13 protein-coding genes and 1 tRNA gene are annotated in these 15,992 nt (G+C 56.1%); 8 read left to right on the top strand and 6 right to left on the bottom strand.

Annotated elements, in window-relative coordinates:
* Positions 1–5 precede the first annotated feature (5 nt).
* A tRNA-Gly gene (locus tag CSTAT_RS11840) sits at positions 6–79 on the bottom strand.
* 59 nt (positions 80–138) lie between these two features.
* Between CSTAT_RS11840 and dcd the strand changes: the two genes are divergently transcribed.
* A complete protein-coding gene (dcd, locus tag CSTAT_RS11835) occupies positions 139–702 on the top strand; it encodes a dCTP deaminase (RefSeq protein WP_066796668.1) in 564 nt (187 codons plus the stop codon).
* Between the two features lie 42 nt (positions 703–744).
* Positions 745–2,073, top strand: a complete 1,329-nt coding sequence (locus tag CSTAT_RS11830) for a UDP-glucose dehydrogenase family protein (protein ID WP_211273012.1) — start codon at positions 745–747, stop codon at positions 2,071–2,073.
* Here the strand turns inward: CSTAT_RS11830 and CSTAT_RS11825 are convergent.
* Complete coding sequence (locus CSTAT_RS11825; RefSeq protein ID WP_075723602.1) at positions 1,985–3,187, bottom strand: YibE/F family protein; 1,203 nt, start codon at positions 3,185–3,187, stop codon at positions 1,985–1,987. The genes CSTAT_RS11830 and CSTAT_RS11825 overlap by 89 nt on opposite strands.
* A gap of 113 nt (positions 3,188–3,300) precedes the next feature.
* On the opposite strand from CSTAT_RS11825, the gene CSTAT_RS11820 reads away from it, so the two are divergent.
* A complete protein-coding gene (locus CSTAT_RS11820; RefSeq protein WP_075723601.1) occupies positions 3,301–4,464 on the top strand; it encodes an HNH endonuclease in 1,164 nt (387 codons plus the stop codon).
* Here CSTAT_RS11820 and CSTAT_RS11815 read toward each other — a convergent pair.
* The 3 genes from CSTAT_RS11815 to CSTAT_RS11805 are packed head-to-tail and all read right to left on the bottom strand — an operon-like array spanning position 4,448 to position 6,579.
* On the bottom strand, positions 4,448–5,677 hold the full coding sequence (locus CSTAT_RS11815; protein ID WP_066838552.1) for a pyridoxal phosphate-dependent aminotransferase: 1,230 nt from the start codon (positions 5,675–5,677) through the stop codon (positions 4,448–4,450). The genes CSTAT_RS11820 and CSTAT_RS11815 overlap by 17 nt on opposite strands.
* A 19-nt stretch (positions 5,678–5,696) precedes the next feature.
* A complete protein-coding gene (locus CSTAT_RS11810) occupies positions 5,697–6,239 on the bottom strand; it encodes a DUF1707 domain-containing protein (protein ID WP_066796656.1) in 543 nt (180 codons plus the stop codon).
* Between the two features lie 4 nt (positions 6,240–6,243).
* Positions 6,244–6,579: a ferredoxin gene (locus CSTAT_RS11805; protein WP_066838556.1), complete on the bottom strand. Its 336-nt coding sequence runs from the start codon at positions 6,577–6,579 to the stop codon at positions 6,244–6,246.
* A 142-nt stretch (positions 6,580–6,721) separates the two neighbouring features.
* On the opposite strand from CSTAT_RS11805, the gene CSTAT_RS11800 reads away from it, so the two are divergent.
* Genes CSTAT_RS11800 through CSTAT_RS11780 form a run of 5 tightly spaced genes read left to right on the top strand, consistent with a single transcriptional unit; the run spans position 6,722 to position 11,606 of the window.
* Complete coding sequence (locus CSTAT_RS11800) at positions 6,722–7,504, top strand: phosphoadenylyl-sulfate reductase (protein WP_410110775.1); 783 nt, start codon at positions 6,722–6,724, stop codon at positions 7,502–7,504.
* A 29-nt stretch (positions 7,505–7,533) separates the two neighbouring features.
* Complete coding sequence (cysD, locus tag CSTAT_RS11795) at positions 7,534–8,436, top strand: sulfate adenylyltransferase subunit CysD (protein WP_066796646.1); 903 nt, start codon at positions 7,534–7,536, stop codon at positions 8,434–8,436.
* On the top strand, positions 8,436–9,704 hold the full coding sequence (locus CSTAT_RS11790; RefSeq protein ID WP_066838558.1) for a sulfate adenylyltransferase subunit 1: 1,269 nt from the start codon (positions 8,436–8,438) through the stop codon (positions 9,702–9,704). The genes cysD and CSTAT_RS11790 overlap by 1 nt, the downstream gene beginning before the upstream one ends.
* A gap of 10 nt (positions 9,705–9,714) precedes the next feature.
* The gene (locus CSTAT_RS11785; protein ID WP_075723600.1) at positions 9,715–10,356 is read left to right on the top strand and encodes a nucleosidase; all 642 of its coding nucleotides are present in this window, start codon (positions 9,715–9,717) and stop codon (positions 10,354–10,356) included.
* Positions 10,356–11,606 (top strand): AI-2E family transporter, encoded by a 1,251-nt coding sequence (locus CSTAT_RS11780; protein WP_066796637.1) that lies wholly within the window; start codon positions 10,356–10,358, stop codon positions 11,604–11,606. Before CSTAT_RS11785 ends, CSTAT_RS11780 begins: the two co-directional genes overlap by 1 nt.
* On the opposite strand, the gene CSTAT_RS11775 is transcribed toward CSTAT_RS11780, so the two are convergent.
* On the bottom strand, positions 11,596–15,030 hold the full coding sequence (locus CSTAT_RS11775; RefSeq protein WP_075723599.1) for a bifunctional proline dehydrogenase/L-glutamate gamma-semialdehyde dehydrogenase: 3,435 nt from the start codon (positions 15,028–15,030) through the stop codon (positions 11,596–11,598). The two genes, CSTAT_RS11780 and CSTAT_RS11775, sit on opposite strands and share 11 nt — an antisense overlap.
* Between the last annotated feature and the right edge of the window lie 962 nt (positions 15,031–15,992).

Genomic DNA, 15,992 nt, shown 5'->3' with positions numbered 1-15,992 from the left:
TAAAATGGAGCCGGCGACGAGAATCGAACTCGCACTATCAGCTTGGGAAGCTGATGTTCTACCACTAAACTACGCCGGCGCGTAACAAAATATAAGTGTACACCGAGGAATAAAACCTCAGAAACTTGGAGGGTCATTGTGCTTCTATCCGACAAGGATATCCGCGCTGCCATTGAAGCTGGACGCCTAGGCATTGAGCCTTTTGAGCCGGAGCTTATCCAACCGTCGAGCGTGGATGTTCGCATCGACAAGTACTTCCGGGTTTTTAATAACTCGAAGTACACCCACATCGACCCTAAGCGTGACATGCCCGATTTGACCACTGAGGTCGAAGTTCCTGAGGGTGAATCTTTCGTGCTGCACCCTGGTGAGTTTGTACTTGCTGCCACCTTGGAGAAGTTCACCCTTCCTAATGACCTGGCGGGCCGTTTGGAAGGTAAATCTTCCCTTGGCCGACTGGGCCTTTTGACCCACTCCACCGCGGGCTTTATCGACCCCGGTTTTTCTGGGCATATCACTTTGGAACTTTCCAACGTGGCAAACCTACCGATCACCTTGTGGCCGGGCATGAAGGTCGGCCAAATGGCGATGTTCATGATGAGCTCGCCAGCTGAAGTTCCTTATGGCTCTGGCGCACTCGGTTCGAAGTACCAAGGTCAGCGCGGCCCCACCCCGTCGAAGTCGTACTTGAATTTTCAATAGATTTAATCGTGGGTTCAACTTGGGCTATTAGGCTGGCATCTTATGAAAATGACAGTCTTTGGTACCGGGTATTTAGGCGCAACACACGCAGCATGCATGGCCGAATTGGGCCATGAAGTGCTCGGCGTGGATGTGGATGAAAATAAGATCGCGGCGTTGTCGTCGGGCACGGTGCCTTTTTATGAGCCGGGGTTGCCGGAAGTACTCGAGCGGAATTTGGCTGCTGGGCGCTTGAGCTTTTCGACGGACTACGCGCTCGCCGCAGAGTTTGCCAACGTGCACTTTCTAGGCGTGGGTACTCCGCAGCGCCACGGTTCTTATGCTGCGGATATGACCTATGTGCGTGCGGTGATTGAGCAGCTCGTGCCGTTGTTGCGCGGAGAGCACGTTATTTTTGGCAAGTCCACGGTTCCAGTTGGCACAGCAGCAGAGTTGCAGGAGTTGGCGGATTCTTTGACGCCTTCGGGCACCTCGGTGGAAATCGCGTGGAATCCTGAATTTCTGCGCGAAGGCTACGCGGTCAAAGACACGATTACCCCAGACCGTATCGTGTTGGGAGTGCGCTCTGGTGAAAGTTCTGCTGAGGCTTTGGCGCGCGAGGTGTATGCGCAGCCTCTTGAGCAGGATACGCCCTTCTTGGTCACTGACTTACAAACCGCGGAACTGGTAAAAGTCGCGGCGAATGCCTTTTTGGCCACCAAGATTTCTTTTATCAACGCGGTCTCTGAAATCTGCGAAATCGCTGGCGGTGACGTCGTGGCGCTTGCCGATGCCATTGGTCACGATGACCGCATCGGCCGCAAATTCTTAGGCGCCGGCCTCGGCTTTGGTGGCGGCTGTCTGCCCAAAGATATCCGCGCATTTATGGCGCGTGCCGGCGAACTCGGCGCGGACCAAGCGCTGACCTTTCTGCGCGAAGTCGACGCGATCAACATGCGCCGCCGCGACCGCATGGTGGACTTGGCCAAACGTGCTTTCAATGGCTCTTTGCTGGGACACCGCGTGACCGTGCTGGGTTGTGCCTTCAAGCCCAACTCGGACGATGTCCGCGACTCGCCCGCGCTGTCTGTGGCAGGCTCGCTGTCTCTGGGTGGTGCTGCCGTCACGGTTTATGACCCCCAAGGCATGGAGAACGCCCGCAAGGTCTTCCCAACACTCGGCTACGCGGAAAGTGCCTCCGAGGCACTCTCTGATGCGGAATTAGTAATCCTTGCGACCGAATGGCAAGAATTCCGCGACCTCGACCCGAAAGCCGTGGCTGAGCTGGTCGCGCGAACCCACATTATTGATGGACGTAACGTCCTCGACGTCGCTTCCTGGAATGCCGCGGGGTGGACCGTGGAAGCTCTAGGTCGGACCTTGACACCGTAAGTGCCGCAATCACCGTGGTCAACGGAACTGCGAGCGTTAGCGCAATCGCGCCCACACCTGAGCGCAGCAGTTCCGTGGCCACGACATCGGAGCTCAACGTGCTGGCAATAGTTCTGTCGGCGGCGGAGATTAGAATCAGCAGCGGCAAACTCGCACCCGTATACGTCAGCACCAGCGTGTAGACCATCGACGCGATGTGGTCACGCCCGACCTTCATGGCGGAGACAAAAAGCTCCCACACACCCGCATCGGGCTGCGCATAGGCCAGCTCATTGACCGTCGAAGCCTGCGCAATAGCCACGTCATTCAAACTTCCCAATGCGCCGATGACGAAGCCACTGAGCAAAATTCCCACGATGGACACACCGGGGACGTAGAGGAGAAGCTTGAGGTTGGAATCATCGGAAAGCCCTTGCAACGAGGCTGAATCAATCGCCACCCACGCTAAGAAGCCAGCCAAACCCAGGGCGATGAGCACGCCGCCCAACGACGACGCCGCTTTCCAATTGATGCCGTGGACCAAGGGCACAGCTACGAACACAATCGTCGAACACGCGACTAACGCGAGTAGCAGCGGGCTCGTGCCGGCCATGAGCCCGGGAATGAGGAAGACAAACACCACCGCGAGGCTGTACGCCAGTCCGATGAGTGCACGCAGACCCTGCCACGCCGCAACCACGATTATGACGATCGCAGCGACAGCACCCCAGATAAGCAGATTTTTGGTGCGTTCATAATCGGCGAAAGCGTACAGGCTGCCGTCGGTCTCCGACATGGTGATGCGGTCACCCTCGGCTAGCTCCGGCTCGCCGGCGATGCCCCAGTGCACCAGCGAGGTGAAAGTGCCGTCATCAAACTCCACCAGGGAACGCGTGCAGTCGCCGCCGTCACCTGCAGGAATCAGCGGGGCCGTCTCCACGCGCGTGCCGGTCAGTCCAGAATCACACAGATGGTTATCCACCTTGACCACTGTGCCCGGAACTTGCGGTTGATTAAACGGGAAATCCTCACCCGCTTTCGTCGCTGCACTAGGCCACAACCACACCAACCCAACTAGCGTGATGATTCCCGCCAGCGCCAACAGGGCCAGTAGACCCTTCCGCCAATTATTCATACACATACTCTAGCCTGCGCATATCCATTTCGCCTGAAAGGTTATCCACAGCTTTGAGTACGCAAGCCTTCGAAGTCTTGGCAAGCGCTCAGCGCGGTCTTAGGCTGAGCGGCATGACAGATGCGTATAGTTCATACCTCGCGGCGAAGGCCCGCGGCTGGGATGTGCTGGCGGCATTTCACAAGCGCGCCGGCACCCAGCAGGCCACCAGCATTGCGCGCCGCGATGGCATCGCGGAGTCCGAGGTGCGCGAGTTGCAACGGGTGTTCAAGCGGATTCGCCCGCGCGGCAAGGTCGCGGCCAAGCTGGGCTTGAGCTTGGACATGTTGGGTTTAGTATCGAAAGCAATAGGCAAGGTGGACGCCAGGCTTAACCATGTCCCCGCCATCCTCAGCAGGATGCTCAAAGCATGTGAAGGCGCATCCATGCACGAAGCAGATGCGAGGTTGCGCAAAATCGTGGCGCAGACTGAGCGGGGCGGGCGCAAGGGCAGGACCAACCGGCTGAACTTTGCCAAGCAACCGGATGAAAACGGCATGCTGAATCTGATGGGCAAGTTCAAATCGGACCAAGCGCGCGCGATTATGACCGCGGCGGACCCGTATATAAAAACCGCGATGAAGAAGAACCCAGTGCTGCAGTATGACCAGTTGCTGGCGAACTGGGTCATCAATCGCCTGCTTAACGGCTCAGGCGATGACGTTAATGAGGCGAATATTACCTATACGCCGATGATTATCTTCTCCGGCGACCCAAACGTGGATATTGCCCGCGGGCACTTGAATACCTTGTCCGGGGCGCAGATACCGCTGGATGAAGCGATAAATCTCAAGTTTGCCGGTACCGGTTACGTGGCATTAACCACCATAAAAGACGGCAAAGCACAGCTAGAGACCATCGCGCCGATTGTGCGTGAACGCTTTTCTACCGGACTGCACCGTGTGGGCGTGGTTCTAGAAAATCTCGTGTGCGCGCATGAATCCTGCAATCTGCCGGCGATTTTATGCGCGGTGCACCACATCCGCTCGGTGGGCTATCACGATGGCGAAACCAGTTGGGAAAACACCGTGAGCTTGTGCGGTCCGCACAACGCGCAAAACGATGACAACCCGAATGCGCCGCCGAAAAATGGGCGCATCGAACGTGATGAGTATGGCTGGGCAGGCCGCCAAGAAGAACCAGGCGGTCCCATATTCCACAATCCCAACCCGCAGTTTCGGGAAGGGTGGAGGGGAACCGCCCAGGACATAGCCGATAATTTTACTGCTTATAACTAACCAGGAAGTTGCCGAGGCGTTCAATCGCCTCTTCCAACTGCGAAACCCAGGGGAGGGTGACAATACGGAAGTGGTCGGTGGTCGGCCAGTTAAAGCCGGTGCCTTGCACCATGAGGATTTTCTCAGAGCGCAAGATGTCGAGCATTAACTTTGTATCATCGTGAATCTCATACACATTGGGGTCTAGGCGCGGGAAAGCATAAAGCGCGCCTTGGGCCTTGGTCACGGAGACGCCAGGGATTTCGTTGAGCTTTTCAAAAGCAACGTCACGCTGGCGGTGTAAGCGACCGGTTTCTGCGGTGAGCTCATAAATCGACTGCTTGCCACCGAGTGCTACCTGAATGGCGTGCTGTGCTGGCACATTCGGGCACAGGCGTGTGCCTGCCATCAAATCCAGGCCTTCGATAAAACCGGCAGCGTGGTTCTTCGGGCCAGTCAGCACCATCCAGCCAGCGCGGTATCCGGCAACGCGGTAAGCCTTAGACAAGCCGTTATAGGTAATGCACAGCAGGTCCGGCACAAGCGATGCCATGGAGATGTGCTTTGCACCGTCGTAGAGGATGCGGTCGTAGATTTCATCAGCGAGCACCAACAGGGAGTGCTTGCGGGCCACAGCCGCGATATTTTCAAGCACCTCGCGCGAATACACGGCACCCGTCGGGTTATTCGGGTTGATGACCACAATCGCCTTGGTGCGCTCGGTGATCTTGGATTCGATATCTTCGATGGACGGATTCCAGTCGTCTTGCTCATCGCAGATATAGTGCACAGGTGTACCACCCGAGAGCGAGGTCGCAGCAGTCCACAGCGGGTAGTCAGGGGCAGGGATTAACACCTCGTCGCCATCGGAAAGCAAGGCTTGCATGGTCATCATGATCAGCTCAGAGACACCATTGCCGAGGTAGACATCATTGATGTCGAAAGCCGGGAAGTCCTCGAGCTCATAGCGGGTGTAGATAGCCCGGCGCGCAGATACGATTCCCTTGGAGGTGGAATAGCCCTGAGCAGTCGGCAGGGCAGCAATCATATCGCGCATGATGACATCGGGAGCATCAAAGCCAAAGAGTGCTGGGTTGCCGGTATCTAGGCGCAAGATCCGGTTGCCGTCCATTTCCATGCGCTCCGCCTCCGCTGACACCTCGCCGCGGATGTCGTAGGCGACATTGCGCAGTTTGTCGGCTTGGTCAAGGATTCGAAGTCGTGGAGAAGTCATACGCAATATTGTGCCATAACTACTTCTTATTCCACCTTGATAGCTGGCGTTGCGCGAGTCCTAGGGCTTCATCGGAAAGCTGGCTCCACTTATCCTTGCGTTGCGCCTCGATTTCGCGTTTGCGCATGCGTTCTAATTGTCGCAGGGACGGGGCGTGCCAGGAGTCTGGGCCGACTTTCATGACGTAGAGCAAAATCCAGATGATCGGCACGGCGATCAACAAGGCAATCCCGGCGATGGCGAGGTTCGAAGTAATCAGTAGGGGCCCTGCGGTAATGCCCACGAGCGAGGAGATTAGCGCGATGCCAAGGCGGGTCTTGCGGCCGTCGGCGCGCAGCTTGTCGATGTCAGCGCGCGAAAATTCTTTAATGTCCGTATTCCTATGGGCGGGAATGTCACGCAGTACGGGCACGAGGTCTTTGCCATAGGTTGCGCCCATAACATCGGTGGAGCGTTCTTCGAATTCTTCCATGCTCAACCGACCCTCGCCGACGGCGCGGGCGAGCTGGTTTATGGCCTCATTGCGGTCATCGTCTGATAGCCGGATGTGTTTATCATTCATTACCTCATAAGTATACGACGGGCACTAGGCTGGCGCGTTCTATGACCGCGTCCCAGTCGATGGGGTTTTCGGGGCAACCACCGCTCCAGGTGGTATATGCGACCCCGCGGGCGCGCAGGAGGGCTTCGGCATCATCGTGCAAGATTTCATCCATGGTGATGTCCACGCCGATGCGGATATTGCCAAAGAGACGCAAAGCGGCTCCGTCGGGGCAATTGTTGAGTAGGCCGAAGGGGGCGGGTTCTTCGGTGAAGAGGTCGACGGACATCCCGGCGCGGATAAGATGTTCGGCTGTCTGTAGGCTCGTTGCAGCAGAGCCAACGATGGAAACGCGTGTCATGGAAACTCCTTTATAGACTGCTTAGTCTACTAAAATAGACTAAGTGTTTCACTTTGGCGAGATATTTATTCTTCCTAAATTGCCCGCTTAGCCGCCTAAATGATTTCCGCAGGTGTACAAAAGACGTAATCCGCTTAAAGTAATGGGCATGACCGACCTACTGAACGCAGGCAAGAACTACCTGGATGCATCGATAAGCCCGCAAGGCACCCGCGACACCGCGCCCCTTGCGGCTGATGTTGCCCAGAAAAACCAAGAATTAGTCGAGCAATGGGCAGATAAGCTTTTCGATGCCACTGCGACCGACATCATGGCCTGGGCCGCTGAGCACGCGCCCGGGCGCTTGGCTGTGACCATGTCGATGGAAAATACCGTGCTCGCGGAATTAGCCGCGAAAGCCGGACTGGATGCGGACCTGTTATTTATCGATACCGGCTTCCACTTCCCGGAAACCTTAGAAACTGCTGACGCTGTGGAAAAGCGCTATCCACAACTTCCACTCAAGCGAATTAAGCCACTGCTAAGCCCTGAGCAGCAGGACGAAATTTACGGCCCGCGCATGTACAGCTGGGACCTGGCGGCCTACAACCGCATGCGCAAGGTCGAACCGCTGAATATGGCCATGGATGAATACGCCGGCTGGATTACGGGCCTGCGCCGCGCTGACTCCGAGCACCGCGCCCAAGCTCCGGCGCTGAGCCTGGATCGGACCGGGCGGTTGAAAATCTCCCCGATTATCACCTGGGATCTAGCCGATACGGACAAGTACATTGCCGATGAAAACCTGGTCATCCACCCCTTGACCTTGCAAGGCTACCGCTCGATCGGTTGTGCGCCCGTGACTTTCCCTGTTGGCGATGGGGATGATGCGCGCGCGGGCCGCGTCTTTGCTGATGGCAAAACCGAGTGCGGATTGCACGAATAACTTTTTAGATATAAGGACTTTAATCTCTCATGACTACTACTTTATCGCCGCATCTGCAGGACTTGGAAAATGAATCCATCCACATCCTGCGCGAGGTGGCCGGCCAATTCGACAAGGTGGGCCTGCTGTTTTCTGGCGGCAAAGACTCCTGCGTTGTCTTTGAACTAGCGCGCCGGGCTTTTGCGCCGCAGACTGTGCCTTTTGAATTAGTGCACATTGATACCGGCCATAACTTCCCTGAGGTCATCCAGTTCCGCGATGAGCTGGTGGAAGAAACCGGAGCACGCCTGCACGTGGCCAAGGTTCAGGATTGGATTGACCGCGGTGACTTGCAAGAACGCCCTGATGGCACACGTAACCCTTTGCAGTCGGTGCCTTTGGTAGAAACCATCGCTGAGCGAGGCTACGACGCAGTACTGGGTGGTGCGCGCCGCGATGAGGAGCGTGCCCGCGCGAAAGAGCGCATCTTCTCTGTGCGTGACTCCTTCGGTGGCTGGGACCCACGCCGTCAGCGCCCAGAGCTGTGGGATTTGTACAACGGTGGCAAGATGGCGGGCGAGAATATCCGCGTCTTCCCAATTTCCAACTGGACCGAAGCGGATATCTGGGAATACATCGGCGCGCGTGAGCTGCGTCTGCCGGAGATTTACTACTCGCATAAGCGCGAGCTGTTCAACCGCAACGGCATGTGGCTTTCTCCTGGTGAGTGGGGCGGCCCGACCGAAAATGAGCCGCTGCAGCTAAAGACCGTGCGCTACCGCACTGTCGGCGATATGTCCTGCACCGGCGCTGTGGAATCCACGGCAACCACCCCGGATGAAATCTTGGCAGAGATTTCTATCTCCACCCTGTCGGAGCGCGGTGCAACCCGCGCCGATGACAAATTGTCTGAATCTGCCATGGAAGACCGCAAGAAGGAAGGCTATTTCTGATGAGCTCGGTGGCAACACTTAAAACCCGCGAGACCCTGCGCCTGTGCACCGCCGGCAGCGTCGATGATGGCAAGTCCACTTTTGTGGGCCGGTTATTGCACGATACGAAGTCGGTGCTGGCTGACCAGCTGGAATCGATGGAAAAGTCCTCGAAGGACCGCGGCTTTGATGGCCTGGATCTTTCGCTGCTTGTCGATGGCCTCCGTGCCGAGCGCGAGCAAGGCATCACGATCGACGTGGCTTACCGCTACTTCGCAACCGATAAGCGCACTTTCATCATGGCTGATACTCCAGGCCATGTGCAGTACACCCGCAATACCGTCACCGGTATGTCAACCTCCCAGGTCGTCGTCGTGCTTATCGATGCCCGCCACGGCGTTGTGGAGCAAACCCGCCGCCACTTAAACGTGGCTGCCTTGCTGGGTGTGCGCCACGTGATCTTGGGTGTCAACAAGATCGACTTGGTTGACTTCTCTGAGTCTGTCTTCCGCGATATCGAAGCGGAATTTACCTCGGTGGCTAATCGTTTGGGCATTGAAGATACCCACGTGGTGCCAATCTCGGCGCTGCGCGGCGATAATGTGGTGGAGCCTTCTACCAATATGCCGTGGTACACCGGCCCGACCGTGCTGGAGCTTTTGGAATCTTTCGAGGTCGGCACCGGCCGCGCATCCGAGTTGGATTTCCGCTTGCCAATCCAGTACGTCATTCGCGAGCATGCTTCGGACTACCGCGGCTACGCTGGTCGAATTGAGGCGGGTTCAGTCAAGGTTGGCGATACTGTTTATCTCGATAACGGACGCAGCACCACGGTTACCCATATTGACCGTCCAGAGCCTGCAGAGTCCGCTGTCAATGGTGATTCTGTCGTGCTGCGGCTTGCCGATGACATCGACCTGGCCCGCGGCGACCTCATCTCTGGTGCGCAGCGTCCAGAAGCGGTGCGTTCTTTTGAAGCCACTGTTGTGGCCTTGACCGAAAAAGACTTGAAGATCGGACCAATGTACAAGGTCCGTTATGGATCCAAGGTTGTCAAGGGCCGCATCACGAGCATTGAGCGCGTGCTGGACTTAGATGGCGTCGACTTCGATGTTCTGGAGCCAGAAAAGATTGCGCTCAATGACATCGCGCACGTGAGCATTGAAGTCGCTGAGGAACTCCCAGTAGAAGACTATGCAGCACGCGGCGCAGTTGGTAATTTCCTGGTGACCGATTCATCGACAGGAAATACCCTTGCAGCCGGACTAATTGGACACCGTCTGCGCTAGTCTAGAGTTCATGAGTGAACGAAGCGTAGATCAATACAACGTCGGCCAGCTTGTTAGTGGTGAAAGCCTAGCTGGCCGTACCCTTTTCGTGGCAGCGGTACACGGTGAGGCTGAGCGCCTGCCGAAGAATGTCCCGCTGCTGGTTACGGGAATTGGCACAGTGCCGACTGCGATTTCAGTCGCCACTGTGCTTGCGCGTGCGCAGGCCCAAGGAGCTATGCCCGCGCGCGTCGTCAACGTCGGCACCGCTGGAGCACTTCGTGATGGCCTCGCGGGAGTTTATGAGGTCAACCGCGTAACTAAGCATGATTTCCACCTCGATGACCATTCCGGCATTGCGCAGTACTTGCTGCCGGATGTCATTGAACTTCCCACCTCAGGCCGTTTGCCTACCGCAGGTCTTGCCACCGGCGATCAGTTCGTGGGCGATTCGCAAACCCGGAAGCGCCTGGCTCAGGACTCTAGCCTGTGCGACATGGAAGGTTACGCCGTAGCCGCCGCCGCCGGACTATTCGGTGTGCCGGTGACCCTGCTCAAGCAGATTTCTGACTCTGCGGATGAGCTTGCGGAAGAAAGCTGGGCCGAAGCCGTGCCACGAGGCGCGCGTCAACTGTTTACCGCTTTGGGTGAACTTGGATTATTGGAAGACTAATGACAGAAAACCAAGAGCAAGAAATAGTTGCTAAAGATCAAGACAATATCGGTCAAGACCTGTCGACAGAAATTCCTGCGGTAGATAATAAGACTTCCGTGATGGTCTCAGATGGCCGAGCTCTGACGAGTTTTTCATGGCGTTTTATCGTCATCGTCGCAGCGCTCGCGCTGGCCGGATTTGTGCTGAAATTCGTGTGGGTCGGTTTGCTGCCAGTTATTTTGGCGATTTTACTTTCTTCTGTGCTTGCCCCGGTTACGGCGAAGCTGCGCAGTTGGAAATTCCCAGCCGCGCTGGCCTCTATCTCCACGCTTTTGGGCTTGCTGCTGATTATCGGCGGAACCTTCACTGCGATGGGCCCTGTTGTCTCCCGCCAAGGCTCACAGCTGTGGGATCAGGCAGAAGAGGGCATTAACCAGCTCATGGGCATGGTCAATGACATGCCGTTTAACATTGATGCTAAGCAAGTAGACCAGCTTATCGATGACGCAATGTCCTTCATCCAAGGCCAAATGTCCTCGATTGCGTCCGGAGTTATCTCCGGTGCGTCGGCGGCATCGTCGGTCTTGGTCACGGTGGCCGTGATGTTTATTATTTCCTTCTTTATTCTCAAAGACGGCGATAAGTTCTTGCCGTGGGTACGTAAATACTCCGGCGCTTCGATTGGCTGGCACGCGACTGAGGTCTTAACCCGCGTGTGGAAGACGCTTGCTGGCTTTATCCAGGCGCAGGCAGCAGTGTCCTTCGTGGATGCGCTCTTTATTGGTCTGGGTCTGTGGGCACTTGGCGTGCCGCTGGCCTTTGTGCTGGCCGTGGTGACTTTCTTCGCAGGCTTTATCCCGATTATCGGTGCTGTTACCGCCGGTGCCCTGGCAGTCGTTATCGCCTTGGTATCTAACGGGCTCATCAATGCGCTGCTGGTGCTGGCGTTGATTCTGCTCGTGCAGCAAATCGAAGGCAATGTGCTGCAGCCAATCTTGCAGTCCAAGGCCATGGGCCTGCACGCAGCTATCGTGCTGCTTTCAGTTACTGTGGGTTCGGCCCTGGCTGGCATCGTCGGTGCCTTCTTGGCAGTACCTGTTGCCGCAACCATTGCCACGGTGTTGCGCTACCACGCAGAAATGATCTCGCTGCGCGCCAAAGAAATCACGCCTGAAGACATAGATATACGCACCGGCGCAGTCGGAGATGATCCAGAAGATTCTCCGCGTGCACAGGTGCGCAAACTCTACGAAGCGCTTAGCGCTTAATACCAGCCACCGAACGGATAATTCCGAAGCGGTGCATGGTCACGGTGACCGCCTGCTCGAGAAGATAAGGCAGTAGCTCGCGGCGGCCATCGGCAAGCACGGGCTGCGCGAGAACTACCGAGTTAGATTTCACCGCAGCCTCATAAACCTCCGGCTCGACTTCGCCTAGTGCGCGAATTCGGGCCGATTCTGCATTCGCGACCTCCTCAGCAAATTCCGCGGCGGACTGTACCGTGACATTAACCGGTAGCTCCGCAGCAATCTCGGCAGGCGCAGAAATCCGGATTTCAGTTCCCGTAATCAGCGCTGCAAGTTGCTGGCGTAAAACGTCGCGCAACTGGTATCCAGCACCTACGCGGATACGCAAGACATCCAGCAGCGGGCGGTAGCGGAAGATATTCGCCTCAGACACCAATCCGGTGCGGTCATGCTCGCGCCCAAACTCCGTCTGCCACGCCAATTGATCCAGCTCAGCGGCGCGCCAGAGCCAGGCGGTATCAGCTTCGCTTAACGATTCCACCTCACGCAACCACGACACAATCTGCGGCGCGATATCCACATCGACCGGGTTCAGGTCGCCGTCTTCCCAGGAGCCAAACTGTGCCACGTAGTTCGGACCGCCGGCTTTTGCGCCTGGTCCCATGACGGATTTCTTCCAGCCACCAAAGGATTGACGCTGCACAATCGCGCCGGTAATTCCGCGGTTGACATAGGCATTGCCGACTTCGACATTGTCGATCCAGTAGCGCAGTTCTTCATCGTCAAGCGAATGAATGCCTCCCGTGAGCCCAAAGCCCGTGGAATTTTGCCACTCGACGGCTTCTTCCAAAGTCTCTGCGTGCATGATGCCCAGGACCGGTCCGAAGCACTCGTTGAGGTGGTACCACGAACCAGGCTGCACATTATCGCGCACGCCAGGGGACCACAGGGTGCCTTCTTCGTTGAGCTTTTCCGGCTTAATCAGCCACTTCTCACCAGGATCTAGCTGGGTTAGACCGCGCAGCAGTTTCTCGCTCGGAGGTTCTACGAGACCGTTCATGGTGGTCTGGGTTTCGAAGCCGGGGCCAACTTTGAGCGTGCGCACGGCATCGAGAAGCTGATTGCGTAGGCGATCTGACTTGCCGGCAGCGCCGACGAAGATAACCAAGGAAGCTGCCGAGCACTTTTGGCCAGAGTGGCCGAAAGCTGAGTCATAGAGATCTGCAATCGCCAGGTCTGGGTCTGCCGCCGGGGTAATGATCAGCGCATTCTTGCCGGAAGTTTCCGCAGATAGGTTCATCTCTGGGCGCCAGGAGCGGAATAGCTGCCCGGTATCGGAAGCGCCGGTGAGAATCACATTATCGACATCCGTATGCGAGATCAGGGCCTTGCCGGCCTCACCTTCATCGGTGTAAACCAGCTGGACTAAGTCCTTATCCAAGCCCTGCGCTTCAAGTGCAGTGTGAATGGCACCGACGACGGTCTTCGCGCAGTGCACCACCTGCGGTGCCGGCTTGATGATGACCGCCGAGCCCGCCGCCAACGCTGCCATCATGCCGCCGGTCGGAATAGCGATAGGGAAATTCCACGGCGGAGTCACCACGGTGACCTGGTGCGGGGTGAACTGAGAACGCGCGGCATCGAGCTGACGTGCCGAATGTGCGTAGTAGACGCAAAAGTCGATGGCCTCGGAGATTTCCGGGTCAGTTTGCGTGACGGTCTTATTCGCCTCATAAGCAGCAACGCTGACTAGCTTGCCGCGGCTGCGCGCAAGTTCATCACCGATGGCCTCTAGGACCGCGGCGCGTTCATCGGCAGGCTTTGCACCCCACTGAGCTCCCAACTCCTGGGCTTTGGCTACAGCCTGGTTTACAGCCTCAGTGTCAGTGACCTCGGTGATCCCGTGCTCGCCTGGATCATTAGCCAATGCCTCCAGTGCCCAGGCGCGGTTGTCTTCCAAGGCTGGGTCAGTATCTGGCTCATTGACAAAGCGGCCAGTCTTGGCAGCTTGACGCCCACCTTCTTCCGTTAAACGGTCCTGGGTGCGGCGCGGCCCGGCAAAAACGTCCCAACGATTAGCAACAGCCTCGCGGAAGACCTTTTCCTGCTTCTGCAGCGGCGTAAGCCCTTCATTATCTGCCACATCTGGCGCAAACAAAGCATAAAGGAAGTTCTGCTCGGCAGAGTTTTCTTCCAAACGGCGGACCAGGTAAGACACCGCGACATCGAAGTCTTCCATGTGCACGACTGGAGTGTAGAGAATCTGGCGGCCAAACATCTCGCGTACCGCAGCCTGCTGCGATGGCGACATGCCCTGTAGCATCTCCGAGTCCATCATGGACAGTACGTCGCGCTTTTTACCCAGCTCATAGGCCAAGCCTGCGGTAAAGAGGTTATGGGTAGCAACACCAATGCGCACGGCTCCCACGAACTGCGGGCGCAAAATATAATCCAGCAGGCGGTAGTAGTTGGCATCGACCTCGTCTTTACTCAAGTACGTCGCGACTTGCCAGCCGTGTACCTCGCCTTGGACATGCTCCATGGACAGATTCGCGCCTTTCACGAAGCGAATCTTAATCGGCGCCCCGCCCTGGGCCACGCGCTCTTGCGCAAATTCCGCCAAATCCACCAGGCACTCGAAGGTATCTGGCAGATAAGCCTGCAAAACAATGCCTGCTTCTAGATCCTTGAACTTTGGGTCGGCCAGAATTTCTTTGAAAAGCCGGATGGTCAGGTGCAGGTCATGATATTCCTCCATGTCCAGGTTGATGAATACGCTCGGGGAGCGCTTAACCGCTTCATCATAAAGCGGCAGCAAACGCTCCTTCAGACGCTTCAGTGAGCCTTCAATATCCCATGGGTTCAGCTGCGCCACCATGGAGGATGCCTTCACCGAAACATAAGTAACCAGCGGGTTGCGGATTAGCGCCAGGGTGCGCTCCGCACGGGAGCGGGCCTCATCTTCACCGAGCACAGCCTCGCCGAGCAGGTTCAGGTTGAGCTGCTCACCGGACTCCGCCGCCTTGGCCAGAGTCCTATTCAGCTTGTCCGACTCGGCATCAAGCACCAAGTGGCCAACTATCTGCCGCATGCGCAAACGTGCCAACGGCATGACCAGGTTAGGAAGGATAGGACCGAAAAAGCCACCCAGGCCCACCAAGGAGCCATTAATACGGCCCAGGAAGGATGGGTCAAACTTCTGCGTGATGGCCTTGAGCGCATCCGCGGCAACCTTGTCATCTTCCGGGCGCATGACGCGATCGACGAAGTCCATGGTGAACGCAACACCATCTTCATCACGCAGCAAGTCAGCTAGCTGTTCGGTGGACTTGTCATGTTCACCTTCGGTGGCAGATAGCCAAGTGCGTGCGCGCTGGACAGCTGCGTCAACAACGGATTCAACGTCATCTGATTCTGGCAAACGGGTATGTGCAGCAGTAGTCATGAAAATTTCCTCTACAAAAGGGCAGGCCAACAAAAGGCCTGGAGATGGATGAAAACAAAGCAGCGAGGACTATCTCAACAGCTGACCGGCGGACGGTCACTGGAACGGCGCTTACGCACGAGCTCTGCGTTCAACTCTCACCCCTAACACAAGGAAATTGTATATTTGCAGCAATAATACATCTGTGAGTTATATCAATAAAATCAATGAATGTAATCAGTGCTTAATCATCCTCCGATTGTATAGAAGTTTCAAACCGTGGGTTTCGGGGTAGGGCTATTTAGTGTCAGGGTGCCGCGTGCGCCCAGACGATCGGGGATAGATTCTTCTACAACTGCTCACTCCTAGCTGTAAAAGATTGTCCGTGTGGTGGAGGTTTGGCAGGGTATGCATCGTGCAGACATGGCTTCAGCCGCATGGTCCGGGGGTGGAAAGATAGAAAAATAGCCTTCTTTTAAATGTGTGCAAACAGGCGGTGCTGTGTTGCATTTTTGCAAAACGCAATCACTTGGATAGTGGATTCCTTTCTGCGTTGCTTTTCTTCCTGCCTGGACTGGTCGTTGCTGAATGGATTCGAACTAGGCACCCGCTGTGAAGTAGCTGCACGCTAAGTTTGTACGTGGTTTTCCGTGTTTAATACTGGCGTCTTTTGCATTGGTATTAACTTTGTTTTGCTTGCAAAATTGCAACCGAGAACCCGTCTATTGGATGTAAATAAATTTCAAATATTAGTAAGACAACCAAATATGCGGGTATAAACAAAATATGTAGGTATAGGTGACAAGTTCCGAAATTTTGAATCAGGCGTAAGGCTAATATATGGAAAAATTCCAGTTGCGGTCAGATTTAAAACAGCTAGAATTTGAAGTGGCTCCGGTATGTTCAACAATGTCGGGGTCGGCAAAGCCCAGTGGGAGAAATTGGCTTTTGTTATCAAAAATTGTTTGTTCATTTTCGTTGCA

Origin of the sequence: Corynebacterium stationis, from assembly GCF_001941345.1 — a bacterium.
In the GTDB taxonomy this organism is placed as follows: domain Bacteria; phylum Actinomycetota; class Actinomycetes; order Mycobacteriales; family Mycobacteriaceae; genus Corynebacterium; species Corynebacterium stationis.
Note: the sequence above shows the minus strand (reverse complement) of the source record. Positions and strands in the feature narration are given on the sequence as shown.

Coding starts and splice junctions, on each gene's coding strand:
- CSTAT_RS11830 (WP_211273012.1), top strand. CDS start 745: ATGAAAATGACAGTCTTTGGTACCGGGTATTTAGGCGCAACACACGCA.
- CSTAT_RS11825 (WP_075723602.1), bottom strand. CDS start 3,187: ATGAATAATTGGCGGAAGGGTCTACTGGCCCTGTTGGCGCTGGCGGGA.
- CSTAT_RS11820 (WP_075723601.1), top strand. CDS start 3,301: ATGACAGATGCGTATAGTTCATACCTCGCGGCGAAGGCCCGCGGCTGG.
- CSTAT_RS11815 (WP_066838552.1), bottom strand. CDS start 5,677: ATGACTTCTCCACGACTTCGAATCCTTGACCAAGCCGACAAACTGCGC.
- CSTAT_RS11810 (WP_066796656.1), bottom strand. CDS start 6,239: ATGAATGATAAACACATCCGGCTATCAGACGATGACCGCAATGAGGCC.
- CSTAT_RS11805 (WP_066838556.1), bottom strand. CDS start 6,579: ATGACACGCGTTTCCATCGTTGGCTCTGCTGCAACGAGCCTACAGACA.
- CSTAT_RS11800 (WP_410110775.1), top strand. CDS start 6,722: ATGGGCATGACCGACCTACTGAACGCAGGCAAGAACTACCTGGATGCA.
- cysD (WP_066796646.1), top strand. CDS start 7,534: ATGACTACTACTTTATCGCCGCATCTGCAGGACTTGGAAAATGAATCC.
- CSTAT_RS11790 (WP_066838558.1), top strand. CDS start 8,436: ATGAGCTCGGTGGCAACACTTAAAACCCGCGAGACCCTGCGCCTGTGC.
- CSTAT_RS11785 (WP_075723600.1), top strand. CDS start 9,715: ATGAGTGAACGAAGCGTAGATCAATACAACGTCGGCCAGCTTGTTAGT.
- CSTAT_RS11780 (WP_066796637.1), top strand. CDS start 10,356: ATGACAGAAAACCAAGAGCAAGAAATAGTTGCTAAAGATCAAGACAAT.
- CSTAT_RS11775 (WP_075723599.1), bottom strand. CDS start 15,030: ATGACTACTGCTGCACATACCCGTTTGCCAGAATCAGATGACGTTGAA.